A 23,411-nucleotide genomic window follows, 5' to 3' on the forward strand; every position below is an offset into this window, starting at 1 on the left:
TTCACTTCAGCTCCTCGATCAGTTCGGCCAGGCGCCGGCGATAGGCGCGATGGTTAAAGCGTTCTGCCCACTGTCGGCATTGTTCGGGCGATTCTTCGGCGGCCGGCTCGCCGAGGCTGATCATCAACTGCGTCAGCGCCGGGCCATCGGTGGGAGAAAAACGCGGTGCCGACGGCGGGGTGATTTCATCCAGCGACGTGCCGCTGGCCACCGCCACCGGGGTGCCGACGCTCAGGGCTTCGATCACCGGCAGGCCAAAACCTTCGGCATATGACGGTTGCCACAGGCGCGACGCCTGGCGGTACAGCGCATGCAATTCGGCATCCGACACGCCACTGAGTGCGCGAATGCCCGGCAGGCTGCGCTGGGCTTCGGGCAAATGATCGAGGCTGCCCACCAGCACCAACTCCGGCACGCTGGGGGACTGGCGCCGCGCCTGCTGCCAGGCTTCCACCAGGAACGGCACGTTCTTGCGCAGCTCGCGGGTGCCCACCAGCAACCAATAGCGCTCGGGCAATTGGCGCGGGCCGAGGTCCGCCGCCAGTTCGGAAAAGCTGTCGACCTGATTGGGCAGCACGCGAATCTTGCCCGCCGCCTTGGGAAACAACCGCGCGGTTTCATCGGCGCTGTACTGCGACGGCGTCCATACCCGGTCGGCGCTGTGCACTGCATAGGTGATCGACAGGCGATCGCTGGTCTTGTAGACCAGCGCCTTCAGGCGGTTGGCGTGGTAGTTGTTGAGCGTGATCTGGAACAGGTCATGCAACAGCACCACGGTGCGCAGGCCCTTGGGCTTGGGCGGCAACGGCAGACCCATGTTGAAGGTACTGATGTACAGGTCGATGTGTTGCTCACGCAACGCGCGTGGCAGAAACCCGGCTTCGAAGCGCAGGCGGTTCTGCGGCTGGTGCATGGCGGTCTTGGCACAGCCCCAGGCCGGGCAGTGGGCCTGCAAGCGGGTTTCATCGCCCAGGGGCGCCACGGTAAACCGCTCAAGCTCGATGCCGGGCAGGCCATGCAGGGCGCTTTCCAGCGCGTACACCTGGCGGCTGATGCCCGATTGCGGCGAGGTGCCGACGGTGCGGTAATCCAGGCCTACACGCATGCGGGCTCCTTTTGATCCTGAGGCGAAAGGTCCGTATAGACCTTTTCCAGCTGGCTGGCGGCCACGCTCCAGTCATGGGCGCGACGCGCATAGGCGCGGCCGGCTTCCCCCATGGGCGCGGCGGCGTCAGGAAATTGCAGCAGGCGCACCACGGCATCGGCCAGGCTCGCAGCGGTTTGCCCGCCGAGGTAATCCAGGCCTTCCACCAAGTCCAACCCCGACACGCCTTGCTCGGTACTCGCCAGTGGCAAGCCCGCCGCCAACGCTTCCAGCACCTTGAGTTTGGAGCCGCCGCCGTGGCGCAATGGCGCCAGAAATACCGAGCAACTCGATTGCAGGTTCAGCAGGTTGGGCACAAAACCCTGCCACTCGATACGCGGGTCCGGCCAGCGTGCGCGCCAGCTGTCGGGCATGCCGAAGCCGCACACGCTCATACGCGCGTCGGGGCAGCGTTCCCAGACCTTGGGCAGGATTTCATCCAGGGCCCATTCGATGGCGTCCACATTGGGTGCGTATTCGTAGTTGCCGAGGAACAGCACGCGGCGTGTCGATGGGTCGGGGTGGGCGGCGGCGAAGTGATCGCAATCCACGCCATTGACCACCACCGACACCGGTTTGCCGGCGATTTTTTCCAGTACCTGCGCATCGCTGTCGGTCACCGCCACCACCTGGGTGGCCTGGCGCATCACGCGGCGCTCCCAGCGGGCGTAGCGCCATTGATCGTAGCGAATGAACGGCAGCGACCAACCCGGAAAACGGTCATAAGTGGCGGCGCCAAGGGCCGATTCAACGTTGTGTTCAGTCAGCACAAAGGGTTGGGACTTACGCGCCAGCACCTCTTCATAAGGTTGGAAGCTGTAGCTGTGTTCGATTTGCACCACGTCCCAATGCTCACCCAACAGCCAATTGAAGGTGTCCTGCAAATCACTCGACAAACCATTCACGCTGGCCAACAGCGGGTAGGGCGCAAACAGCCCGGCCAACAGGGTCGTCACGCTGCGCAGAGGGCGGCGCGGCAGGATGATCAGTTGTTCGAGAAACGCCTCCAGCACTTGGCGGTCGCTGAGCGACACCGGGTGTTTGTCATGCAGCAGCAGAGTGATCCGGTGCCCACGTGCGGCGAGGTTGCGCAGCAGATGGAACTGGCGCGTCTTGCCGCCGCTGGTGGCGGGCCAGGGTGAATAGGGCAGGATCCATAAAATACGCATGGCAGGCCTCAGTCCCATAACAGAATTTGCAGGTTCGACTTGACCGGCACGGTCAGGCCGCTGGTGCCGCTTACCGGGGTTTGTGTGCCGCGCAGCGGGTCGTACAGCGTCGCGTTGGCCAGGCCCGGCAAGTGTGCGTTGCCGCCCTGGGCCGACCAGAAGAACCACAGCTTGCGCCCGTCGGCGCGGGTCCAGCCGATGCTGAACAGGCCGTCGGGCAACTGGTCAGCAACAGGCGGATCGCCCGGCGTGAGCGTCGGCCCGCTGACATCGAGGAAGTTCTTCAAGGCGGTGTAGACGGGCTTGGGGTTGGTGTCGATATCCAGCAAGCCATAGGCGCGGTCACGCACGCTGGCGCGCTGGTCAAGGTCGCTCAGGGTGAACAGGAAGATCTTGTCGAAATCCATCGCACTCATCAGCGCCAGGCGGCGGACCACGTAGTCGGCCTGAGCCTGGAGGGTGATGATGTCCTGGGCGTCCTTGGGCCCCTTGTAGGTTGACCAGCCCCACTCGGTGCTCCACAGCGTGTTCACGCCGCCATTGCGCAGGGCCTGGTTGAGTTGGGTGGTCTTGGCGATGAAGTCGAGGTTGGCCGGGTCGTTGCCTTCGGGCAATTGGGTATAGGGGTGATAGGAGATGACTGTATTGAGGCTGGCCACGCCGAGTGCGCCCAAGGCGTCGAACATGGTCTGGCCATTGGGCATTTCGCTGAAGAACGCCATGCCGGCGGCCACTACTGGTTTGCTCGGGTTCACTGCGCGCAAGGCGTTGGTGGTGACGCTCAACAGATTCGCATACCCGGCAGGGTCTGCCGCCGGGCGCCAGAAGCCGATCAGGTTAGGTTCGTTCCAGACTTGCCAGGCCTCGACGCTGGGGTAGCGCTGGGCCAGCATGGCCATGCGATTGGCGAACACGTTGGGGTCTTTCGGCGGGTACTGGTCCGGGTACAACGACAGCGGCGGGGCGCTGCTGATAAAACGCGCCGACCCCACCAGGTAAAATACCGACTTGATCTGGTTCTGCTGCAGCTTGCCCACCAGCTCATCGAGGGTGGCGAGCTTGTATTGGTTCTGCGCGGTTTCCAGCTGATCCCAATGCAGGTCCAGGCGCACCCACTCCAAGCCCAGGGCCTTGAGGCGGTCAATCTGCTTCTGGTAGCGCTCGGGGCTGAACCACAGGAACTGCGCATTCACCCCCAGGAAATCCTTCCAGACCACCTCCTTGCTGCCCTTGAGCACATGGCTTTCGGCATCCGCCTGGCGTCCCCACAAAAATGCGGTCAGGCCCAGGGCGGCGACCACCGCGAGGGTGGCCAGGTAGGTGCGTCTACGCGCCATAAGGGGCTCCGGTGATAGCCTGCTCGAAGAGCTGCTTGAATTTCTGCGCGGTCAACGGCCACAACCGTTCGCGGCCAATTTCCCCGGCGCGTTCGGCCCAATCCCTGGCCAGCAGCGGCGTACGCGCCAGGCGCAGCAGTTGTTCGCCGAGCGCGGCCACATCACCCTCGGGGTAAATCGCGCCGTTGCCGCTGGCGACTTCTTCGGCAAATGCACGCGCATCGGAGGTGATCGCGCCGCGCCCGCAGGCGGTGGCCCAGGACAACGCACCACTGGTGCCGCGCTGGCGTCCCAGCAGGCCGAGTTTTTTCGATTCACGGTAGGGCAGCACCATCACGTGGTGCGCCTGGATGGTCTGGGCGATTTCATCGGCCGGCAGGTTCAGGCGCCAGTCGATGGCGTCGGTCAGGCCCAGCGCAGCGATCTGCGCATTCAACTGCTCCAGGTAATTGCCACCTGCGCCAAATGCCATTTCCGCGGCGGTGCCGCCAGCCAGGGTCAGGCGCACGCGATCGCGCAATTCGGGGGCTTGCTTGAACACATCCGCCAGGGCCTGCACCAGGTCTTCGATACCTTTGCCACGGTAGATAAACCCGAAATACAGCAGGCGCAGCGTGTCGAGGGTGGGCAACGGTGCCGCTGGGATCGGCAGGTTGGCATGGTTGATCACCGCGACTTTGCCGGCCGGCAGTTGCATGCGCTGGCTCAGGCAGTCGGCACCCAGGCGGGTGAGGGTCACCAGCCGGGTCAGCCCCTTGGCGACCTGGCGTTCTTCGCGCAGGGTCAGCGGGTCGGCCAGCACCACGGCAGCCTGGGGCAATGGGCTGGGCAAACGTTCCATCAGGTTCAAGGGGAACGGCAGGTGCTCACGGCGCCACACGATGCGTTCCGGGTCATGCACGGTCGCGGTCAGCGGCAACTGGGGGTAAGCCTTGCGCAACTCACGCAACGCCAGGAATTCCCCCAGGCGCCCGCCGCCCAGTTCGGCGTGCACTAGGTCTACGGTTTGCCAGTCGAACGCGTCGATGGCCTGCTTGATCGCTTCGCTGTTGCCCGCGACGCCGGCCAACGGTGTCAGCACCGTCACACCGAGGTGTTCCAAGGCCGTGCGAAAATGGTTCGCGTAGTCGGCGATCCCGTTTTTCTCCGGCGGCAAGGGTGCGAGCAGGGCGATTCGCATCAGAACGCTCCCCGGTATTTGCCGATGGTGCGCAGCACTTTGCTCGGCACTTCAAACTTGCGACGGTTGATGATGATGCCGTCCACCTTGCCGAACGCGGTGTTGAGGATCGACAGCGCATGTTCCACCACCGGCACGGTACTTTTGCGCGCTTCCACCACCAGCCCGATCAGGTCGGCACGACGCAGGTCGACGAACGCCTCGCGGTTGTCCAGCAGGGCCGAGGCATCCAGCAGCACCACTTCACCTGGCGCAGCAGCTTGCAGCCCGCCGACGCGCACGTTGATGCCGTTTTCACTCAGCAATTGGCGCAGTTGCTCGACCACGAAGGTCACCCCTTCGCCATGGCGCGCCGAGGTCAGGCCCAGGGTCAGGCCCTGTTCGGCGATCCGCTCGGGCTGCAGCAGGCTGTACAGCCGGTAGATGCTCGCATTGAACGCGTTGGTGCTTTGCGCGGTAGAGGTGTCCAGCTCCGGCAGGGTGGTCCACAGCGGCAGGCCGAACTTGCGCTCCACCAGGCCACCGTCGTGAATCCGCTGGTCGAGCAGGTAGCACAGGTAGATCACCAGCAGGCCGACCACGATGGCAAACGGGATCGCCAATACCAGCATCACCAGGGTTTTCGGGAAAATCCGGCCAGGGTTCAGGGTGGCTTCTTCGATCACGGCGATGTTGCTGATCTGGCTGTTGTCCAGCTCGCGGTCGATGCGCGATTTTTCCAGGTTATCCACGTACAGCGCGTAGTTGCGCTCGGTGGTGTTCAGCTCGCGGGAAAGGCGGGCCAGCTCCGGCTCGATCTCCAGGGCCTGCTTGCGTTGGTCTTCCAGGTTCAGCAGTTGTTTCTGCTGTTGCACCAGCTGGGTACGCAGCGCCACGTTGTTGCTGGTTTCATCCAGCAACACGCGCTGCAAGTGGATTTCCAGGGTGTTCGGTGCACGGTTCTCCGAGGCTTGCACCGTGTTGCTCTCGCTGTTGACCTGCATCTGCATGGCCCGGATCGACGCGTCCAGGGCTTTGACCGGCGGCGCGTTGTCGGTGTAGGTGCGCATCATGTCGGCCTTTTCCAGCAGCTTCTGGTTGAGCAGGCGACGCAAATCCTGCTGCTGCGGGTTCAGGGCGATCTGGCGCACCGTGGTGACTTCCTTGGGCTGGCCCTTGAGCTGGGTGCGCGTGCTCTGGATGGCGCTGTCGGACGAGGCGATCAGCCGCGTGGTGTTGAAGGTCTCGCCGCGCAGCACGTTGATGCGCTCGGACAAATCTTCCAGGCGGTCGGTGATGCTCGCTGCGCCGATCTCGTTCAGATGCGTGAGGATCTGCTCCTTGTAGCTCTTGATCTCGGTGGCGCTGTTGGCCACCTGGCCTTCATAGAACGCGTACAGGCTCTTGCGCCCCAGGGCCTCGGTGCGTTCGTTGATGTAGGTCTCGACCCAATCCTTGACCACCGCCTGGGCGATTTCCGGGTCGCCCCACTTGAAGCTGATGTCCATCACCGTGGAACCGGCGGCGTGGCTGACTTCGAAGTTTTTCTCCAGGCTGGCGGCCAGGCGTTCCACCGGCGTGGTTTTTTCCACGATACCGATGGTTTCCAGCACCACGCGCAGGCCATCGAACACAGCGCCCACGCCGCTCTTGACGTAGTACTTGGTGCGCTTCCAGAAACCTTCCGGCGGCGGCGCGTTCTCGATCACTTCCAGGTAATGCTCGGCCACCGCGCGCACGATCGGCCGGCCAGTGAGCAGGCGCTCTTCGTCGACAATAGGGTCGCGCTGGGTGCTGGGCATCACCAGCGCCTGGCGGTTGCTGATCTCGATGGGCAAGGTTGAGTCACGCCCCGGCTTCACCAACAGGCGCGCGGTGGACTCGTACTTGGCCGGCAGCAGGAACGCCCCCAGCAGGATGATCACCAGCGCGGCAATCGCCGCCAGTTTGAACTCATGCCGGAAGATGAAGAACAAGCGCAGAAGATCACGAAAAGAACGGATCTCGATCATTGGGATGTCGCTCCTTTAGTTGTTGCCGCCGCTGGTTCGGGTGTAGTTGTAGCCAACCCCGATCGACTTGGTGAACGGGATCAGTTGGTTCATGTAGGTATCCACCCCTTGGATGCGCTCGCCCACGTTGGACTTGGGCACGAACACCACGTCGCCGCGTTGCAGGCGCACGGGTTTGCGTCCGTTAGGGCCGGTCTTGAGCAGCTGGCTGAAGTCCAGGAAGTACGCGCGATAGGCACCCTGGGCGTCTTCGCGCAGCAGGGCGACCATGCTGGCGTTGCCCGCCGGGCTGACCCCGCCGGCCCCGATGATGGCTTGTTCCAGGGTGTTGGCCGTGGCGATCTGCACCGCCGTCGGGTTGTTCACCGCGCCGCCGACAATGATCGAGCCGCTCGGTGCCTGGTTGATGTTCACCGTCACCCGCGGTTCGCGGTAGATGGGCGCGAGCTTGCCGGTCAACTCCGTGGCCAGCTCCGACGGCTGGCGACCGGCGACCTGCACCGGCCCCAGGAACGGGTAGTTGATCTTGCCGTCGGTCTGCACCGTGTACAGCGTCAGCTCATAGATGGTGCTGACGTTGAACGCCGACAGTGTCGGCATCTCGCCGGCATCGCGCACGATGCGCAACTGGTCGCCGATGCGGATGCGTTCCACCGCTGGCGGCAATTGCGCCAGCTGGTCGAGGGCGCGTTTGCCGGCCTCGACGGTGTCACTGTCGGGCGCGACGATGCGTGCCGGCGTATTGCAGGCGGCCAGGGCCATCATGGCCACGACGAGCAGGGTTCGTTTCATCAAGGGGGACTTCCTGTAGGTCATGATGCTCACCTCCAATAACCGGGAAACATGCTGATGCGCCGCTTGAGGGCGAGGGGGAGGCGGCGCTCCAGTTGACCCAGCCGGTAGCCGAGCAGTTTGAACGCACTGCGCACCAGTACTTCGGGAACACGGTGCAGGGCGCCGGCCTTGCGCAAGGCCGCCAGTTCAGCCAGCACGTAGCGTTTGCCTTCGCCACCCGCGTCGCCAAAGGCCTGCCTGATCCACGGCTCGCGGCCGTAGAACACGCCGATGTCGAAGTAGCGGTGAAACTCATCCATGAGTTTGTAATCGTGGGAGTGATGCACCAGCGCGGTGGCGGCGTAGCGCACCTTGTAGCCATCGAGCAGCATGCGCGCCGCCACATAGGCGTCCTCGCTGCCGATCACATCGGCCGGGAAACCGCCCACCGCCTCCAGCACGCTGCGCCGGTACACGGAAAACGAGTCGGAACTGAAGCAGGTCTTGATCCCCAACTCCGGCGCATCGGCCAGGCTTTTGCTGCGGCTGTGTTCCGGGTAATTGAAGTGCCGTGACTGCGCACCCAGTACACCGGCGTCGGGGTGTGGCAACTGGCGACCGTAGGCCACGCCGTTGAGCGGGTCCTGCTGCAATTCGGCGAGCAGGTTGGCGAAGGTTTCCGGGGTAGCGGGGATCGCGTCCTGGGTCATCACGATCAGCGCGTCGCCGCCCACCTGTTCGCTGGCCCAGCGCCGGGTGCCGCCGTGGTTGAAGTCACGTGCGTCGATCACCTCGACCCGCGCCCCGAATTCGCGAAAGCGCGCCACGGTGTCATCGTTGGAGGCGCTGTCCACCACCAGCATCTCGTCAGGTTGCAGGGTTTGCATCTTCAGCGCCGGCAGCAGGCGGCCCAGATGGCTGGAGGCGTTACGGGTCGGGATGATCAGTGAGGTGAGCATGTCATTTCTTCACTTCTGCGGGCGCGCGCCCGTAGATGTCGTCGAAACGCACGATGTCGTCCTCGCCCAGGTACTCGCCGCTCTGCACCTCGATCATCACCAGGTCGATGATGCCGGGGTTGGTCAGGCGGTGTTTGTGCCCGGCGGGGATGTAGGTGGACTCGTTGGCGTTGATCAGGAATTCACGCTCGCCGTTGGTGATCTGCGCCGCACCGCTGACCACTACCCAGTGTTCGCTGCGGTGGTGATGCATCTGTAGCGACAGCGATGCCTGGGGCTTGACCACGATGCGCTTGATCTTGAAGCGGCTGCTTTCCTCCAGCACGGTGTAGGTGCCCCACGGCCGGGTGACGGTGCGGTGCAGGCTGTACGCCGGGTGGTTCTGGCGCTTGAGCTCGGCGACGATGTAGCGCACGTCCTGGCTGCGGTGGGCGTCGGCGATCAGCAGGGCGTCAGGCGTGTCGACGATGATCAGGTCGCGCACGCCCACAGCGCCGAGCACACGCTTGGGCGAGTCGATGTAGCAGTTGTGCACGTCATGCAGAATCGCTTCGCCATTGACCTGGTTGCCATGGGCATCGCTGGGGGTGAGCTGGCGCAGGGCTTCCCACGAGCCGATGTCGCTCCAGCCAATGTCGCAGGGCACCACGGCGACTTGCCTGGACTTTTCCATCAGCGCCACGTCGATCGACACATCCGGCGCACTGCCGAAGGCGTCCGCGTCCAGTTCGCGCTGGCGTGAGGTCTTGTTCTGCAGGTGCTGGCTGTGCTCCAGCGCGGCGCGGGCAGCGTCCAGTACGTCCGGTGCATGGGCGGCGAGTTCGTCCACCAGGGTGCTGGCCTTGAAGCAGAACATGCCGGCGTTCCACAGGTGTTTGCCGCCGTCGAGGTAGCCCTGGGCGGTGGCCAGGTCGGGCTTTTCCACGAAGCGCTTGACCCGGTAGCCAGTGCCCAGCGCCTCGCCCTGCTCGATGTAGCCAAAGCCGGTTTCCGGATGATCCGGCTGAATGCCGAAGGTCACCAGGTAGCCGGCTTCGGCCAGGTCGCGGGCCTGGGTCACGGCCTCGGCGAACGCCACTTCATTGAGGATCAGGTGGTCGGCGGGCATCACCAGCAACTGCGCGTCGCCGCCGAAATGTTCCTGCACGTGCAACGCCGCCACGGCAATCGCCGCCGCCGTGTTGCGGCCGAACGGCTCCAGCAGCAGGTCCAGGGGCAGGTGGGCCTGGTTGACCAGGCGGTAGTCATCCAGGGTGCGGAACAGCAGGTCGCGGTTGGTCACCGTCAACACGCTTTCCACACCCGGCAGCTTGGCTGCGCGCTGGAAGGTTTTCTGCAGCAGGCTCTGGCCGTCGCGCATGCGCATGAACGGCTTGGGCATGTTCTGCCGGGACACCGGCCACAGCCGCGTGCCCGAACCACCGGAAATGATGCAGGGAATTAATCCGTTGAGTGTGTTCATCAATAGACTTCCTTGGTGGAAAGGACGGCCGGGACCGTCATGAAGACGATGTACAGGTCAAACCACACCGACCACTTGGAGATGTATTCCAGGTCGTACTCGACCCGTTTCTGGATCTTGAACAGGGTGTCGGTCTCACCCCGGTAGCCGTTGATCTGCGCCCAGCCGGTGATACCCGGCTTGACCCGGTGCCGCGAACTGTACTCGCTGACCGCCACTTCAAACGGAATGCCCGCGGCCTTGGTCGCGGTGGCATGCGGGCGCGGGCCGACCATGGACATGTTGCCCAGCAGCACGTTGAACAGTTGCGGCAGCTCGTCGATGCTGGTCTTGCGGATAATGCGCCCGACGCGAGTGATGCGCGGGTCTTCGCGGGTGGTCTGGCGTTCGGCGGTGAAGTCGCTCTGGTCGGTGTACATCGAGCGGAACTTGAACACGCGGATTTCGTTGTCGTTGTAGCCGTAGCGGTTCTGGCGAAACAGCACCGGGCCTTTGGAATCGAGCTTGATCGCAAGCGCCGTCGCCAGCATCACCGGCGACAGGCACACCAGCGCCAGGCTGGCCAGCAGCAAGTCCTCGCAGCGCTTGATCACCGGCGACCAGCCGCGCAGCGGCAACTGCGAGGTGTTGAACATCAGGATGCCGCCCACGTCGGTAATCTTGCTGTGGCCGTAACGCAGGGCGGCCATGTCCGGCACCAGCATCACGTTCACCGACAGCTGCCGCAGGCGGTTGACCAAACCATGGATGCGCTGTTCGGCGGCCCAGGGCAGGCAGATCATCACCTGGTTGACCTGTTCGGCGCGGATCAGCTTTTCCAGGTCGCGGGTGTTGCCCAGAAGGGGCAGGTTGCTCAGTTCCTTGGGAATGCGCTCGGTGCGGTCGTCGATGAACCCGACCAGGCCGGAACGGATGTCACCGTTGCGCAGCAGGTGATCGGCGACGTGTACGGCGGTGTCGGTAAAGCCCAGGATCACCGTGCGTTGCAGGAATTTGCCGGCACGCATCAGCTTGCGATACAGGCGCAGCATCAGCAGGCGCTCCAGGCAAAACAGCCCCAGGCTGGCGACGTACCAGACCGCCAGGTTGCGCGGGGTCAATTGCGGGAAGAACTGCAGGATCTGGTACATGAACAGCAGGATGCAAAAGGCTGCCGTCCAGGCTTTGATCTTGGTTTTCAGGCGCAGGCGATTACTGAACAGTTCCTCGGAATAGATGCCCAGGGCCTGGAACAGAATAATGGTGAGGACCGCAAAAAATACCAGCAGGCCCAGGAAGTGGGCACGCAGCTCAGGGGCCATCGGGTCGAGGAAAAGCACCAGGACCAGGGGGGGCAGAATGGCCGTCAGGCCATGGACCAACTTGACGAAAACAACAAAGAACTCAACAAAACCGGCGCGCGTTAAGAACAGGCTGTCGACGGACGACTTCTCTCGCATACAAACATCCCTCATTGCACTCCAGGCTTGACGGTTCGACGGTTTGTTCAATAAGCGCTGGCTTGCTTTAGAACTAGGGTCGAACGACTACGCTGGGTAATACGCAACTAGCCATTCCAAATGCAGCTATCCATTTGAGTGGGTTTTGCGGGGTAGTGACTAAAGGAGTGTTCCTTTGATGTGTATTCAGTCAACGAATTGACAGTGGTGCGGAGGCGGCATGCTAGACAGGTTAATCAGTCTTTTTTGCGGCATTTTATTGACATTTCTTGTCCGAACACTCGGTGATTGGGTGTGTTTTTGAGTGTAGGAACAAATGTCAGATTTTTCCTGCTTAAAGGAGAAACCTTTTTCTATGCGAGGTAGGAAAGGGGGACAAAGAGGGAGCGGCAGGGCGCACTAAGTGCCCTGCCACCGGGGCTTTCATCGGCTCAGAAGTTACCTTTCAAACTCACGGTAAAATTGCGCGGCTCACCGTAGAAGTTACCCCAAGAGGCGGTGCCGACCGTGTTGTAATAACTTTTATCGAACAAGTTGTTGCCGTTGAGTGCCACGGTCCAGGTGTCATCGAGGCGGTACGCCACGCGTGCGTTCCAGGTGGCGTAACCGGCCTGCTCCAGCTTGATGTTCTGTACGCGGTAGTTGCTGCTCTGGGCGTTGACCCCGGTGCCCACGCTCCATTTCGACAGGGCACCGTCGAGTTGGTAGTCACCCCACACGCGCAGCATGTGCCGAGGGACATAGGTGTTGGAGACGCCGCCTTCTTTGCTGCTGTCGATGGTGTTCAGGGATTGGGTCTGGGTGTAGGTGTAGCCGCCGAACAGTTGCAGGCGCTCGAGCACTTCGCCGCTGATTTCGGCCTCCACGCCTTGGGCGCGCACCTTGCCTTTATCGGTGTAGCAATAGCCATCGGCAGAGGTCGGGCAGAAGCTGTTGTAGTCGGTTTCGGCACCGTTTTTCTCGATGGCGCGGAACAATGCCAGGGAGCTGTTGAGGCGCCCATCGAACCATTCGCCCTTGATACCCAGCTCGTAGTTGTCGCCGATTTTCGGCTTGAGCGCCGCGCCATCGGCCGTGGCGTATGAGCTTTGCGGCTGGAAGATATCGGCGTAGCTGGCATACACCGAGAGGTGCTCGTTGAGGTCGTAGATCAGTGCGGCGAACGGCGTGACTTCACCGGTTTCCCTGGTGTGCGCATCTTGCAGGGACCACTCGCCCCAGCCCAGGTTATAGGACTCGCGACGGTTGTCGTACCAGCTCACGCGGCTGCCGACGATCAACATCAACGGCTCGGCCAGGCGCAGGCGCAAGGTGGCATACGTGCCGTATTGGGTGGCGGTTTCCTTGACCGTACCGCCACGGTACATGTTCGGCCAGAAGGTGGTGTTGGCCGGTTCCGGGAAGTGGTGGTCGGGCTGGTAGATGCTCTGGCGCCTGGGCAGGTTCTGGATCGCGTAGACGTCGTCCTGGGTGCCACGGCTGCCGTTGGCGCCGAGGATCACTTCGTGTTCCAGGCCGAAGGCTTCGAACTTGCCGTCGATATAGGCATCGAGGCCGTAGTCCCTGTGGTCGTAGTCCATCAGCGCGGCATAGGAGTTGGCCGTCGGCGCCGGGTCGCCATAGTTGATGGTGCCTTCGCTGGCGGCGTATTTGGTGTCTTGCAGGTTGCGGCTGTGCACTGCCGAGACCTTGAGTTTCCAGTCATCGTTGAAGTGGTGGGTGACGTCGGCAAAGAACGTGGCACGCCGGCTTTGCCAGTCGTTCCAGGATTGGCCAAGGCAGGTCGAGCGGCTGAGTTTGGCGCTTTTGCCGTCGGCGTAGCGCGGCAGGCCACCCCAGCACGGGGAGGCATCGACATCTTCGTAGCTGGCGCCGACGCCCAGGGTCGTGTCAGGTGTGAGGTCAAAATCCAGCGCACCGTAGAACGCCTGGTCCTTGCGCTTGGCGATGTCCATGTAGGACCCGCGATCCTGCTGGCTCACGGCAGCGCGGCCACGCAGCGTGCCGCTGTCATTCAGTGGGCCGCCGGTGTCGAGATCGGCGCGGTAGTTGTCCCAGGTGCCGGCCGACAGCGACAGGCTGGTGGTGGGCTTGGCCTGTGGCCGTTTGCGCACAAAGTTCACCGCGCCGCTGGCGGTGCCGGCTCCCTTGAGCATGCCGGCGGCGCCCTTGAGCACTTCCACGCGGTCATAAATCGCCATGTTTGCACTGAAGCTGTCGGCCTGGACGTAGTCCTTGCCCATGTCCAGGGGCACGCCGTCGTACTGGTACTGGCCGAGCATCTTGAAACCACGGGAGTAGAAATACTTGCCGCCCATGGGCGACTCGTAGGAGGTAATGCCGGGCGTGCGCTCCATCACGTCGTCGATGGTGGTGACGTTCTGGTCGTCCATGAATTGGCGGGTCATCACGCTCACCGATTGCGGGGTTTCCCGCAGGCTGTGTTCGCCCTTGCCGATGGTGACCGCACCGGTGGTATAGGAGCCGGTGCCCTCGGTGGTGGCACCCAGGCGTTCGCCGTTGATAAGGGTGGCTCCGAGGTTCAGCGGACCGGTGTCGGCCACTTGCGGCAGCAGCATCCAGGTACTGTTGCCCTGGCGCTGGGCTTGCAGGGCTTGACCGCGCAGCAATTGTTCCAGCGCTTGCTGAGGATCAAAGCGGCCATTGAGGCCCGAGCTGGTTTTGCCGGCGACGCTGGTGGCATCGTACGACAGGCTGATGCCGGCCTGGCGCGCGAACTGATCCAGTGCAGTGGCCAGGCTGCCGGCGGCGATGTTCCAGTCACGGGCCTGGGTGTCGCTGGCCGGTGTCTCGGCCATTACGGCCAGGGGCAGGGCGCTGCTCAGGCAGACGCCGAGCAAGGCGGCCTGCACGGCGCGCTTGAGAGGTGAACGTTGGGAGGGGAACGCTTGCATGACCGCGGGGTGCTCCTGAAGGAAGTGGACAGAACCGGCCTGTTGATCGGCCTTTCCTTACAGGTCGAGCGGCAATGAGAATTCACCTCATTTATTTTTTGAAAGGTTACACGTGCGCAGAAACCGTCACCCAATAGCGGCTGCGGTACGTGATATCAAGCTTGAGTGAGTGCGCGACCAGGCTCAGCACCTGATCGGTGTCGTCCAGTTGATAAGTCCCCGACACCCGCAGCCCGGCCACTGCTTCGCTGCAACGCACCAGGCCGTTGCGATAGCGCGCCAGTTCGGTGAGGAAATCGTCCAGCCGCATGGCGTGGGCACTGATCACGCCGTCGCTCCAGGCCCAGGGGTCAAGGCCGTTGCCGACCACCGGGCGAATGCCGCTGCGGTTGAACAGTACCTGCTCGCCGGGCTTGAGTAGCTGGCGGGCGTTGGCCGCATGACTGTCGGCGAACACCGCCACAGTGCCCTGTTGCACCGCCAACCGTGTGCCCTGGGTTTCTTCGCGTACCAGCAAGCGCGTGCCAAGGGTGCGCAGATAACCGTCGCGGGTCTGTACCCAGAACGGTCGGTGGTCGGCGCCGGTGTTGACCAGTATTTCACCTTGACGCAAGTGCACCAGGCGCCGCTCCTGATCGAAGGCCGTGTCGAGGGCGCTGGCGCTGTTCAACTGGATCCGGCTGCCATCGTCCAGCGCCACCCAGCGCCGCTCGCCGGTGGCCGTGCGGTAGTCGGCCATCAGTGCAGGCAGTGGCGTGTAGTCGCGGCCGAGCCAGGTCAAACCGGCCGCACCCGCAACCAGGCCGAGCAGTTTCAAGCCTTCACGACGGGAGATGTGTCGGCGCGCGCCGCGCAGGGCGTGCCGGCCGACCTGGGGCGGCAGTTGGCTGAAATCGTCATTCATTGCGGCCACCCGCTGCCACACCAACTGGTGCTCGGCGCTGGTGTGCAGCCAGCGTTCGAACGCGGCGGTGCTGGCGTCGTCGGCCACATTGAAGCGCAGTGTGATCATCCACTGGATGGCCTGGTCCACCAGGCGCGGGTCAGCCTTCGGCATAACGCAAGCGGTAACAGGCATGTAGCGCTTTGGACAAGTCACGCTCCACCGTGGCCTTGGACACACCCAGGCGCAGGGCGATCTGCGCACAGGTCAGGCCGTCCAGTTGCGCCAGCAGGAAGGCTTCGCGCACCCGCGGCTTGAGCTGGTCGAGCAAGCGGTCGATGCGTTCCAGGCTATCGAGAATGAGCAGGCGGGTTTCTTCCGACGGCACTTCGAGTTGCGGAAAATGCGCAAGGCTTTCCAGGTAGGCGCGCCCCAGTTCGCGGCGGCGGTACTGGTCGATCATCAGGCTGCGGGCGATGCTGCTCAGGTAGGCGCGCGGCTGCTGCAAGGTTTGTTGCTTGCGCGCGTTGAGCAGGCGTACGAAGGTTTCCTGGGCCAGGTCGGCAGCGTGTTCACGGCAACCGGTGCGCCGGCTCAACCAGCCGCGCAGCCAGGAATGATGGGCCTGGTAAAGCTGGCCGATGGCGGCGTGGTCCAGTGGGTGATCGCTCGACATGGGCATCCTGGCGCAGCTGTCTTAATTGATAATGTTTCGCATTCTAGACGTTGCTCGTGGCCCTTCGCAATTACCGGCGCGCATTGTATCCAGCACAATTTTTTGTTTGCCGCGGATGCACCGACTAATCTGCAGGCTTTTCCCGGTGGAAGGCTTGAGCATGATCGACCTGGCGACCCTGGTGGTTTTTTCCGGTGCTGTGCTGTTGCTGCTGTTGTCTCCGGGGCCGAACATGGCCTTTGTGATCAGCCACGGCGTGACCCACGGCTGGCGTGGCGGGATGGCGTCGGCCCTGGGCATTGGCGTGGCCGATGTGCTGCTGACCGCCTTGACCGCCACCGGGGTGACGGCGCTGGTCGCCAGTTGGCCGCCGTCGTTTGATGTGATTCGCTATGCCGGGGTGATCTACCTGCTGTGGCTGGTGTTCAAGACCTTGCAGAAAAAACCTGGGCTGGCTGCAGACCCTGTCAGCCGCGTGCCGCTGGGCCGGGTGTTTCTGCAAGCCATGCTCAACAGTTTGCTCAACCCCAAGGCGCTGCTGTTTTTTGTGGTGTTCCTGCCGCAGTTCGTGAGGCCCGAGGCGGGGTCCATCGCTGTGCAGTTGATAGTGTTGGGGGGCGTGCTGACCGTGATTGCGGGCGTGTTTCATCTGCTGCTGGGCATGTTTGGCGGGGCGCTGAGCCGGTTCTTCGCCAGGCGCTCGAAAGGCGCCTGGTTGCAGAAATGGGGACTGGCGACGGTGCTGACAGTGCTGGCGGTGCGCCTGGCGGTGATGTCGCGTCCGGCCTGACTAAATGTGTTTGGCGAGCTTGTTGTAGTGAGCGGGCTTGCCCCGCGTTGGGGCGCGAAGCGGCCCCAAAATCTGGCGCTGTGGAGTGTCTGAAGAAACTCAGTCACCGTTAGGGGGCTGCTACGCAGCCCAACGCGGGGCAAGCCCGCTCACCACAGAGAAAGCGTATCAACCCAACCGCGCCGCCGCCCGAGCAACGATCTCCCCGCGTACCCTGCGTGATTCAGCCGTGCGCTTGTTGGCCTCATCCAGCACATGCTTGGGCGCGGTGTCGGGGCGGCCGGCATCGAACGGCGGTGCCGGCGCGTATTCAATCTGCAATTGCACCAACTGCGCCGCCGCTTCGCTGTACAGCTCCGCCGCCAGCGTCAGGGCGAAGTCGATCCCGGCAGTGATGCCGCCACCGGTCAGCAGGTTGCCATCGCGTACAACGCGCTCTTGCACGGGGATGGCGCCGAGCGGGGCGAGCAGGTCGTGGTAGGCCCAGTGGGTCGTCGCCTTGCGCCCGCGCAGCAAACCTGCGGCGCCAAGCACCAGCGAGCCGGTGCACACCGAGGTCACGTAGCGTGCGGTCTGTGCCTGGGCCTTGAGGAAATCCAGGGTCTGTGGGTCTTCCATCAAGGCGCCGACGCCGGAACCGCCGGGTACGCAGATCACATCCAGGCGCGGGCAGTCGGCATAGGTCATGGTCGGGGTGAACACCAGGCCGGTGCTGGAGGTGACCGGAGCCAGGTCTTTCCACACCAGGTGCAACTTCACGTCCGGCAGGGAACCCAGTACGTCGTAAGGGCCGGTAAGGTCCAGTTGCTGGATGCCGGGGAACAACAGAAAGCCGATCTGCAAGGTCATGAATGAAGCTCCGATAAAGGGGTGGACGGCTCCACTCTAGAGGCCTAGGCTTTGGCGAATACGCCATTGAACCCACGAATCACGCCAATCATGCCTCGAATCGTCCATGTACTCGCTTTCGATAACGCCCAGGTGCTCGATGTCACCGGGCCGCTGCAGGTGTTTGCCTCCACCAATGACCTGGCGCGCCAGCGCGGCGAACCTTTGCCTTACGCGGTATCGGTGATCGCCGCGCAAGCGCAGCCGGTGATGACCTCCGCCGGCCTGGCGCTGGTCGCCGAGGCGCTGCCCGCCGTTGATGCGCCGTGCGACACGCTGGTGATCGCAGGCGGCTGGGGCGTGTATGGCGCAGCTGAAGACCCGGCGCTGGTGGACTGGGTGCGCGAGAAAGCCAGACACACCCGCCGCATGACATCGGTGTGCACCGGCGCTTTCCTGCTGGCCGCCAGCGGCCTGCTCGACGGCTGCCGCGTGGCCACCCACTGGACCCGTTGCGAAGAGCTGGCGCGCAAGTTCCCTGCGCTGACGGTGGAGTCCAACCCGATCTTCATCCAGCAGGGCGCAGTGTGGACCTCCGCTGGCGTCACCGCCGGTATCGACCTGTGCCTGGCGCTGGTGGAAGCAGACCTGGGCCGCGCCGTGGCCCTGGAAGTGGCGCGGCACCTGGTGGTGTTCCTCAAGCGCCCCGGTGGCCAGTCGCAATTCAGCGTGACCCTGTCCCTGCAAAAAGATGACAGCCGCTTCGCCGAACTCCACGCCTGGATGGCCGAAAATCTCACCCTGGATTTGAACATCCCGACCCTGGCCGCCCAGGCCGGCATGAGCGAGCGCAGCTTTGTGCGCCACTACCGCGCCGAAACCGGCCAGACCCCGGCGCGTGCCGTCGAACTCATCCGCGTCGAAACCGCGCGCCGGCAATTGGCTGATAGCAGTGCCTCGATCAAACGCATTGCCGTGCAATGTGGGTTCGGTTGCGAAGAAACCCTGCGTCGCAGCTTTCTGCGCGCCTTGTCGGTGACGCCCCAGGCTTACCGTGAACGCTTTTCGCCGAGCAATTCCAACACCGCATCCAGTGTGGCCTGCGGTGCTTCCTGAGGGATGTTGTGACCCACTCCGGGCAACACTTGTCGCCGATAAAACCCGCTGAAGTGCTCCACGTCATCATCCACTTCGGGCGGTGGGCCCACTCCATCATCGGCACCGCACAATGAAATGCTCGGCACCGAAATCGCCGGCTGCAACGCCAGGGCCTGCTCGATAGCTTCCAGCGCCGGGTCGCCAGGTGCGTACATGAAGCGGTGGCGGTAGGAGTGAATCACCACCTCGACAAAATCCGGGTTGTCGAACGATGGCGCCGTCTGCGCATACAGCCCCGGCCCCTCGGCCCAGGACGGCGACCACAGCGACCACAACAGTTTGCACAATTCGCCACGGTTGGCGGTCAAGCCGTCCACCCCGCGCTGGGTATGAAAGTAGTACTGGTACCACAAGCGATGCTCCGTCACCGGCGCCCTGGGTTTCAGCGACTTGGCGATGTTCTGGATGTTGTAGCCATCCCCGGTCACCAACCCATGCACCCGTTCTGGCCACAGCGCCGCGACGATACACGCGGCGCGCCCACCCCAGTCGTACCCGGCCAGCGTGGCCTGCGGGATCGCCAGTGCATCCATGAAATCCAGCAGGTCCTGGGCCAGCGCCGCCTGCTGCCCGGAACGCATCACCTGCGCGTTGATAAACCGTGTCGGGCCGTAACCGCGCAGGTAGGGCACCAGCACCCGGTAGCCATGCCCGGCCAATACCGGTGCAATCGCGTCATAGGCACGTGGGTCGTAAGGGAAGCCGTGCAGCAGGATCACCGGTTTGCCGTCGGTGGGGCCATGGGCTTCATAGGCTACATCGAGCATTGACGTGCGTACGTGGAGCAGTGGGGGTGTCATGGTCATGGTTCATCAACTGGCCAGAGATGCTGGAACTCTAGTCGAAAGGTGTGACGGGAAGGGGTGGGTTTTGAGACTGCGGGATTACTTGTCCAGTCTGGATTGATACGGCCATTCCCGCGCCAGCAGCCCCAGCACTTCAAGGTCATGTCGCTGGCCGTTCCAGAATCCGGCTTCTCGCAGTTTTCCTTCGGCTTTGAAGCCAAGACGCTCCAGCAAAGCGCGGGACGCGTGGTTATGTGGATGAACCAGCGCTTCCACTCGCTGCAAGTGCATCTGCCTGAAACCCCATTCCAGGGTGGTGCGCAGCGCTTCGCTCATCAGACCCTCGCCTCGGAATTGCGGTGCAAGCTCACAGGCCAGCGAGCAACTGTTCCATCCACGGTTCCACTTGAACAAGCCACAGCTGCCGATCAACCGGCCCTCGAACTCCAGCCCCCAGCGAGTTCCCGGATTCGGTTGGGTACGCCATTGGGCAAAGGTCTCGATCAGGCGCTTTGCCTGGGCAATGTCGGTCATCGGGTCAGCGCCGAACCAGCGCATACTGTCGGTATCGCGGTAGATGGCGAACAGCGCCTGGGCATCTTGGGTCACCAACTCCCGCAGTTGCAGGCGTTGAGTGTGCAGGGTAGGAAAGGGGGTCATAAGGTGGCAGCGACCTGGTCTCGATCAACCACGTGCCCAAAGTGATGCCGCCATAGGTCCACCCCCAACTGCCCCGACCGATCCAGCGACGAGCCCATGGTCAGATCGCTGATCAACGTCGGCTGCAACCCGGCATCAAACAACGCAAACCCCGCCGCCAGCACGCAGGTGTCGGTCTGGATACCGCACACCAGCACGCGTTCGGGGGCCAGGCTTTTCAGGTAGGCGACGGTCTCGGGTGTCGGCGCGTAGCCGTGCTTGATGAAGATGCGGTCCGCCGCAATCAGGCTTTGGTCATCCGGTGCCGGTTGCCAGCCAAGTTGCCGGGTGAAGGGGGTGATGCGCTCGTCGTGACGCTCCACGGTGGCGATTGACGGCATGCGACCCAGCAGGGCATTGATGCCGTCCACCAGCCACGCGGGAGGGTTGAACGAGGGTTGCACATCGATGATCAGCAGTACCTGGCGCATGGTGTTCCTGTCCGTGGCCTGGAGGGTTGCCCATTGTGCACAGGCTATTTCAGGGTTGCCAGGTGGTTTTCTCCCCACTGAGCTTGCGGTCGAGGAACGTCGCCGCGCTGATCAATGCCAAGTGGCTCAGGGCCTGGGGCGTATTGCCCAGGTGTCGGGCCTGGTTGTCGAACTCTTCGGCGTACAAACCCAGGGGGTTGGCGTAGCGCAGCAGTTGTTCGAATTCCAGGTGGGCTTTTTCCACCTGGCCGGCGCGGGCCAGGCATTCGACGTACCAGAACGAGCAGGCCGCAAACGCACCTTCGGTACCTTGCAGTCCGTCGATCTGGCTGTCGTCGTTGCGGTAGCGGTAGACCATGCCGTCGCGCACCAGGCTTTTCTGGATCGCTTCCAGGGTAGAGAGCCAGCGCGGATCGGTCGCCGCGACAAAGCGCACCAGCGGCATCAGCAGCATCGAACCGTCCAGCGCCGTGCTGCCGATATGCTGCACGAAATGCCCGCGCTCCTCGTTCCAGAAGTTGCTCCAGATGTCGGCGTAGATCGCCTGGCGGGTCTGGTCCCAGCGCGCAAATGGCGCCGGCAGTGAACGCTTGGACGCCAGGCGGATGGCACGGTCCAGCGCTACCCAGCACATCAGTCGTGAGTGCAGGAAGTGGTGCTGCTCGCCGCGCATTTCCCAGATACCCACGTCCTGGGTGTTCCAGATTTCGCAGACCTGGTCGGCGACGTCCACGGTGTGCTTCCAGCCTTCGTGGGAGATGGCTTCGCCGTACTTGTTGACCAGGTACACCGCGTCCATCAGTTCACCGTAGATGTCCAGCTGGATCTGGTCGAATGCCCCATTGCCGATGCGCACCGGCTTCGCGCCGCCGTGGCCTTTGAAGTGGTCCAACTCGGCTTCCGGCAGTTCCTGGCGACCGTCGATGCCGTACAGGATATTGATCTTGGTCGGCTGGCCGCAGCAGTCACTGACGCGGCCCTTGAGCCAACGCATATAGGCGTTGGCCTCGTCGACAAAGCCCAGGCGCATGAAGGCGTAGACGGTGAACGATGCATCGCGGATCCAGGTATAGCGATAGTCCCAGTTGCGCTCTCCGCCAGGGCTTTCCGGCAGGCCGAAGGTGGCGGCGGCGATGATCGCGCCGTGTTTGCGTGACGTCAGCAGCTTGAGTGCCAGGGCTGAGCGGTTGACCATTTCGCGCCAGCGTCCACGGTAGTTCGATTGCGCGATCCAGCCGCGCCAGAATTTCAAGGTGTGGGCCAGGGCCAGGTCGGTGCAACCGCTGTCCACGCGTTCGTCGTCCTGGCCGCCGAGGACGAACTCGGCACCTTCGTCCTGGTCCAGAGTAAAGCGCGCCACGGCAGCGCAGTCCTCGATCAGCAGCGGATGGCTGCCGGACAGGCGCAGGCCGGGCTGGCCATCGGCGCTGAAGCATACGGTGCCGTTGTCGAGGCTGGCGTGTGTGGGCGTGCGCGCATAGTCGTGCCGCACGGCGCAGCGCAGATGAATCTCGGCCGTGCCGCTGACCACCCGCACGCGGCGGATCAGCAGCGGCAGGTCGTCGATTTCTTCGCTGATGGCCAGCAGGTCAGTGATCTCCACCACGGCGTCGTCGCTGAGCCAGCGGGTTTGCAGGACGTTGGTGTCGGGCAGGTAAATCTGCTCGCGACGCGCGTTGGGCAGCTCCGGGGTGAGTTGGAAGATGCCAGCATCGGGGCTGTCCAGCAGCGAACAGAAGACCGACGGGCTGTCGAATTCCGGCCAGCAGAAGAAGTCGATGCTGCCTTTGTCGTTCACCAGTGCCGCGCTGCGCATATCACCGATGATGCCGTGGGCATCGATGGGGCTTTGTTGTTCGCTCTTCAAATCAACCATTGCCACGGAACTCCGGATACAGGCTCATGCCGCCATCAATAAAGAGTGTGCTGCCCACGACGTAGTCGGACGCATCACTGGCCAGCCACACCACGGCGTTGGCCACGTCTTCCACATCGCCAACCCGTCCATAGGGAATCAGCTTCAGCAGTTCCTTTTCCGCTGCGCCTTCGGTGGCGGCACGGTTGATGGCGGTGCGGATCGCTCCCGGCGCAATGCCATTGATGCGGATGCGCTGTTCGCTGACTTCCTGCGCGAGGGTGCGCATCAACATCTCCACGCCGCCCTTGGACGCCGCGTAGTTCACATGCCCGGCCCAGGGGATCAATTGGTGCACCGAGCTCATGTGGATGATCTTGCCGGCCGCCCGCGATACGCCATCGCGTACGCCCTGGCGGTTGAAGATACGCACGGCGGCACGGGCACACAGGAACTGGCCGGTGAGGTTGACGCCGATCACCGTGTTCCAGTCGTCGAGGCTCATGTCCACCAGGTTGGCGTCCTTCTGCAGGCCGGAGTTGGCCACGAGGATGTCCAGGTGGCCGAAGGCGTCCAAGGCCTGGGCAAACAGCCGTTCTACGTCTTCTTCTATTGAGACGTTGGCGCCGATGGCAATCGCCCGGCCACCCTCGGCGTTGATCTGCTTGGCCAATGCCTCGGCGGGGGCGGCCTGGCTGTTGTAATTCAGCACCACGGCCGCTCCGGCTTGTGCCAGAGCCTTGGCCGCGCCGGCACCGATTCCGGAACTGGCGCCGGTTACCAGCGCCACTTGTTGCTCCAACGAGATACGCATTGCTCACCGACCTTTATTTCGTGAGTTCAAGTAGCTGACTGACGCTGCGCAAGGGAAGTTCAGCCGTGTGAATTTAGCGACTACAACCATGGTGGAAAATGGAATAACAGAACTATAAAAAA

The 23,411-nt window shown here is 63.2% G+C and carries 20 protein-coding genes; 2 read left to right on the forward strand and 18 right to left on the reverse strand.

Annotated elements, in window-relative coordinates; all coding sequences use genetic code 11:
* Position 1: 1 nt before the first annotated feature.
* From BLR69_RS00750 to BLR69_RS00805, 12 genes are all read right to left on the reverse strand, one after another.
* The gene (locus BLR69_RS00750; protein ID WP_071495174.1) at positions 2-1,105 is read right to left on the reverse strand and encodes a glycosyltransferase family 4 protein; all 1,104 of its coding nucleotides are present in this window, start codon (positions 1,103-1,105) and stop codon (positions 2-4) included.
* A complete protein-coding gene (locus BLR69_RS00755; RefSeq protein ID WP_071495173.1) occupies positions 1,096-2,313 on the reverse strand; it encodes a glycosyltransferase family 4 protein in 1,218 nt (405 codons plus the stop codon). The genes BLR69_RS00750 and BLR69_RS00755 overlap by 10 nt, the downstream gene beginning before the upstream one ends.
* A gap of 8 nt (positions 2,314-2,321) precedes the next feature.
* Positions 2,322-3,650 carry a GH39 family glycosyl hydrolase gene (locus BLR69_RS00760; RefSeq protein ID WP_071495172.1) on the reverse strand — a complete coding sequence of 443 codons (1,329 nt, stop codon included), beginning with the start codon at positions 3,648-3,650 and terminating at the stop codon, positions 2,322-2,324.
* A complete protein-coding gene (locus BLR69_RS00765) occupies positions 3,640-4,830 on the reverse strand; it encodes a glycosyltransferase (protein WP_071495171.1) in 1,191 nt (396 codons plus the stop codon). Before BLR69_RS00765 ends, BLR69_RS00760 begins: the two co-directional genes overlap by 11 nt.
* Positions 4,830-6,821: a GumC family protein gene (locus tag BLR69_RS00770; RefSeq protein ID WP_071495170.1), complete on the reverse strand. Its 1,992-nt coding sequence runs from the start codon at positions 6,819-6,821 to the stop codon at positions 4,830-4,832. Before BLR69_RS00770 ends, BLR69_RS00765 begins: the two co-directional genes overlap by 1 nt.
* A gap of 15 nt (positions 6,822-6,836) precedes the next feature.
* Entirely contained in the window at positions 6,837-7,613 is a 777-nt protein-coding gene (locus BLR69_RS00775; protein ID WP_058426843.1) for a polysaccharide biosynthesis/export family protein, read from the reverse strand.
* 29 nt (positions 7,614-7,642) lie between these two features.
* The gene (locus tag BLR69_RS00780) at positions 7,643-8,554 is read right to left on the reverse strand and encodes a glycosyltransferase family 2 protein (protein ID WP_071495169.1); all 912 of its coding nucleotides are present in this window, start codon (positions 8,552-8,554) and stop codon (positions 7,643-7,645) included.
* Position 8,555: 1 nt separating this feature from the next.
* Positions 8,556-10,016, reverse strand: a complete 1,461-nt coding sequence (locus tag BLR69_RS00785) for a mannose-1-phosphate guanylyltransferase/mannose-6-phosphate isomerase (RefSeq protein WP_071495168.1) — start codon at positions 10,014-10,016, stop codon at positions 8,556-8,558.
* Positions 10,016-11,455, reverse strand: coding sequence for an undecaprenyl-phosphate glucose phosphotransferase (locus BLR69_RS00790; RefSeq protein WP_071495167.1), 1,440 nt, complete (start codon positions 11,453-11,455; stop codon positions 10,016-10,018). Before BLR69_RS00790 ends, BLR69_RS00785 begins: the two co-directional genes overlap by 1 nt.
* A 431-nt stretch (positions 11,456-11,886) precedes the next feature.
* Positions 11,887-14,370 (reverse strand): TonB-dependent siderophore receptor, encoded by a 2,484-nt coding sequence (locus BLR69_RS00795; RefSeq protein WP_071495166.1) that lies wholly within the window; start codon positions 14,368-14,370, stop codon positions 11,887-11,889.
* A 106-nt stretch (positions 14,371-14,476) separates the two neighbouring features.
* Positions 14,477-15,427, reverse strand: coding sequence for a FecR domain-containing protein (locus BLR69_RS00800; protein WP_071495165.1), 951 nt, complete (start codon positions 15,425-15,427; stop codon positions 14,477-14,479).
* The gene (locus BLR69_RS00805) at positions 15,414-15,929 is read right to left on the reverse strand and encodes a sigma-70 family RNA polymerase sigma factor (RefSeq protein ID WP_071495164.1); all 516 of its coding nucleotides are present in this window, start codon (positions 15,927-15,929) and stop codon (positions 15,414-15,416) included. Before BLR69_RS00805 ends, BLR69_RS00800 begins: the two co-directional genes overlap by 14 nt.
* Positions 15,930-16,089: 160 nt before the next feature.
* Here BLR69_RS00805 and BLR69_RS00810 point away from each other — a divergent pair, with 160 nt between their 5' ends.
* Positions 16,090-16,719: a LysE family translocator gene (locus BLR69_RS00810; protein ID WP_071495163.1), complete on the forward strand. Its 630-nt coding sequence runs from the start codon at positions 16,090-16,092 to the stop codon at positions 16,717-16,719.
* Between the two features lie 168 nt (positions 16,720-16,887).
* Here the strand turns inward: BLR69_RS00810 and inhA are convergent, their stop codons facing one another.
* Positions 16,888-17,568: an isonitrile hydratase gene (gene inhA, locus BLR69_RS00815; protein ID WP_071495162.1), complete on the reverse strand. Its 681-nt coding sequence runs from the start codon at positions 17,566-17,568 to the stop codon at positions 16,888-16,890.
* Positions 17,569-17,658: 90 nt separating this feature from the next.
* Here inhA and BLR69_RS00820 point away from each other — a divergent pair, with 90 nt between their 5' ends.
* Entirely contained in the window at positions 17,659-18,663 is a 1,005-nt protein-coding gene (locus BLR69_RS00820) for a GlxA family transcriptional regulator (protein WP_071495161.1), read from the forward strand.
* Here BLR69_RS00820 and BLR69_RS00825 read toward each other — a convergent pair.
* The 5 genes from BLR69_RS00825 to BLR69_RS00845 form a co-directional block, all read right to left on the reverse strand.
* Entirely contained in the window at positions 18,597-19,511 is a 915-nt protein-coding gene (locus tag BLR69_RS00825; protein ID WP_071495160.1) for an alpha/beta fold hydrolase, read from the reverse strand. The two genes, BLR69_RS00820 and BLR69_RS00825, sit on opposite strands and share 67 nt — an antisense overlap.
* 78 nt (positions 19,512-19,589) lie before the next feature.
* Positions 19,590-20,150, reverse strand: a complete 561-nt coding sequence (locus BLR69_RS00830) for a GNAT family N-acetyltransferase (protein ID WP_071495159.1) — start codon at positions 20,148-20,150, stop codon at positions 19,590-19,592.
* Complete coding sequence (locus BLR69_RS00835; RefSeq protein ID WP_071495158.1) at positions 20,147-20,620, reverse strand: cysteine hydrolase family protein; 474 nt, start codon at positions 20,618-20,620, stop codon at positions 20,147-20,149. The genes BLR69_RS00830 and BLR69_RS00835 overlap by 4 nt, the downstream gene beginning before the upstream one ends.
* Positions 20,621-20,669: 49 nt before the next feature.
* On the reverse strand, positions 20,670-22,496 hold the full coding sequence (locus BLR69_RS00840; protein ID WP_071495157.1) for a glycoside hydrolase family 15 protein: 1,827 nt from the start codon (positions 22,494-22,496) through the stop codon (positions 20,670-20,672).
* Entirely contained in the window at positions 22,489-23,289 is an 801-nt protein-coding gene (locus tag BLR69_RS00845; RefSeq protein WP_071495156.1) for a glucose 1-dehydrogenase, read from the reverse strand. The genes BLR69_RS00840 and BLR69_RS00845 overlap by 8 nt, the downstream gene beginning before the upstream one ends.
* Positions 23,290-23,411: the final 122 nt, after the last annotated feature.

The sequence above is a fragment of the Pseudomonas azotoformans genome (assembly GCF_900103345.1).
GTDB classification, from domain to species: domain Bacteria; phylum Pseudomonadota; class Gammaproteobacteria; order Pseudomonadales; family Pseudomonadaceae; genus Aquipseudomonas; species Aquipseudomonas azotoformans.

Excerpts from the sequence above, each read along its gene's own strand:
- BLR69_RS00805 (WP_071495164.1), bottom strand. The coding sequence starts at position 15,929 with ATGTCGAGCGATCACCCACTGGACCACGCCGCCATCGGCCAGCTTTAC.
- BLR69_RS00790 (WP_071495167.1), bottom strand. The coding sequence starts at position 11,455 with ATGCGAGAGAAGTCGTCCGTCGACAGCCTGTTCTTAACGCGCGCCGGT.
- BLR69_RS00830 (WP_071495159.1), bottom strand. The coding sequence starts at position 20,150 with ATGACCCCCTTTCCTACCCTGCACACTCAACGCCTGCAACTGCGGGAG.
- BLR69_RS00845 (WP_071495156.1), bottom strand. The coding sequence starts at position 23,289 with ATGCGTATCTCGTTGGAGCAACAAGTGGCGCTGGTAACCGGCGCCAGT.
- BLR69_RS00760 (WP_071495172.1), bottom strand. The coding sequence starts at position 3,650 with ATGGCGCGTAGACGCACCTACCTGGCCACCCTCGCGGTGGTCGCCGCC.
- BLR69_RS00800 (WP_071495165.1), bottom strand. The coding sequence starts at position 15,427 with ATGCCGAAGGCTGACCCGCGCCTGGTGGACCAGGCCATCCAGTGGATG.
- BLR69_RS00770 (WP_071495170.1), bottom strand. The coding sequence starts at position 6,821 with ATGATCGAGATCCGTTCTTTTCGTGATCTTCTGCGCTTGTTCTTCATC.
- BLR69_RS00810 (WP_071495163.1), top strand. The coding sequence starts at position 16,090 with ATGATCGACCTGGCGACCCTGGTGGTTTTTTCCGGTGCTGTGCTGTTG.
- BLR69_RS00765 (WP_071495171.1), bottom strand. The coding sequence starts at position 4,830 with ATGCGAATCGCCCTGCTCGCACCCTTGCCGCCGGAGAAAAACGGGATC.
- BLR69_RS00750 (WP_071495174.1), bottom strand. The coding sequence starts at position 1,105 with ATGCGTGTAGGCCTGGATTACCGCACCGTCGGCACCTCGCCGCAATCG.
- BLR69_RS00780 (WP_071495169.1), bottom strand. The coding sequence starts at position 8,554 with ATGCTCACCTCACTGATCATCCCGACCCGTAACGCCTCCAGCCATCTG.
- BLR69_RS00795 (WP_071495166.1), bottom strand. The coding sequence starts at position 14,370 with ATGCAAGCGTTCCCCTCCCAACGTTCACCTCTCAAGCGCGCCGTGCAG.
- BLR69_RS00755 (WP_071495173.1), bottom strand. The coding sequence starts at position 2,313 with ATGCGTATTTTATGGATCCTGCCCTATTCACCCTGGCCCGCCACCAGC.
- inhA (WP_071495162.1), bottom strand. The coding sequence starts at position 17,568 with ATGACCTTGCAGATCGGCTTTCTGTTGTTCCCCGGCATCCAGCAACTG.
- BLR69_RS00840 (WP_071495157.1), bottom strand. The coding sequence starts at position 22,496 with ATGGTTGATTTGAAGAGCGAACAACAAAGCCCCATCGATGCCCACGGC.
- BLR69_RS00825 (WP_071495160.1), bottom strand. The coding sequence starts at position 19,511 with ATGACCATGACACCCCCACTGCTCCACGTACGCACGTCAATGCTCGAT.
- BLR69_RS00820 (WP_071495161.1), top strand. The coding sequence starts at position 17,659 with ATGCCTCGAATCGTCCATGTACTCGCTTTCGATAACGCCCAGGTGCTC.
- BLR69_RS00835 (WP_071495158.1), bottom strand. The coding sequence starts at position 20,620 with ATGCGCCAGGTACTGCTGATCATCGATGTGCAACCCTCGTTCAACCCT.
- BLR69_RS00785 (WP_071495168.1), bottom strand. The coding sequence starts at position 10,016 with ATGAACACACTCAACGGATTAATTCCCTGCATCATTTCCGGTGGTTCG.
- BLR69_RS00775 (WP_058426843.1), bottom strand. The coding sequence starts at position 7,613 with ATGAAACGAACCCTGCTCGTCGTGGCCATGATGGCCCTGGCCGCCTGC.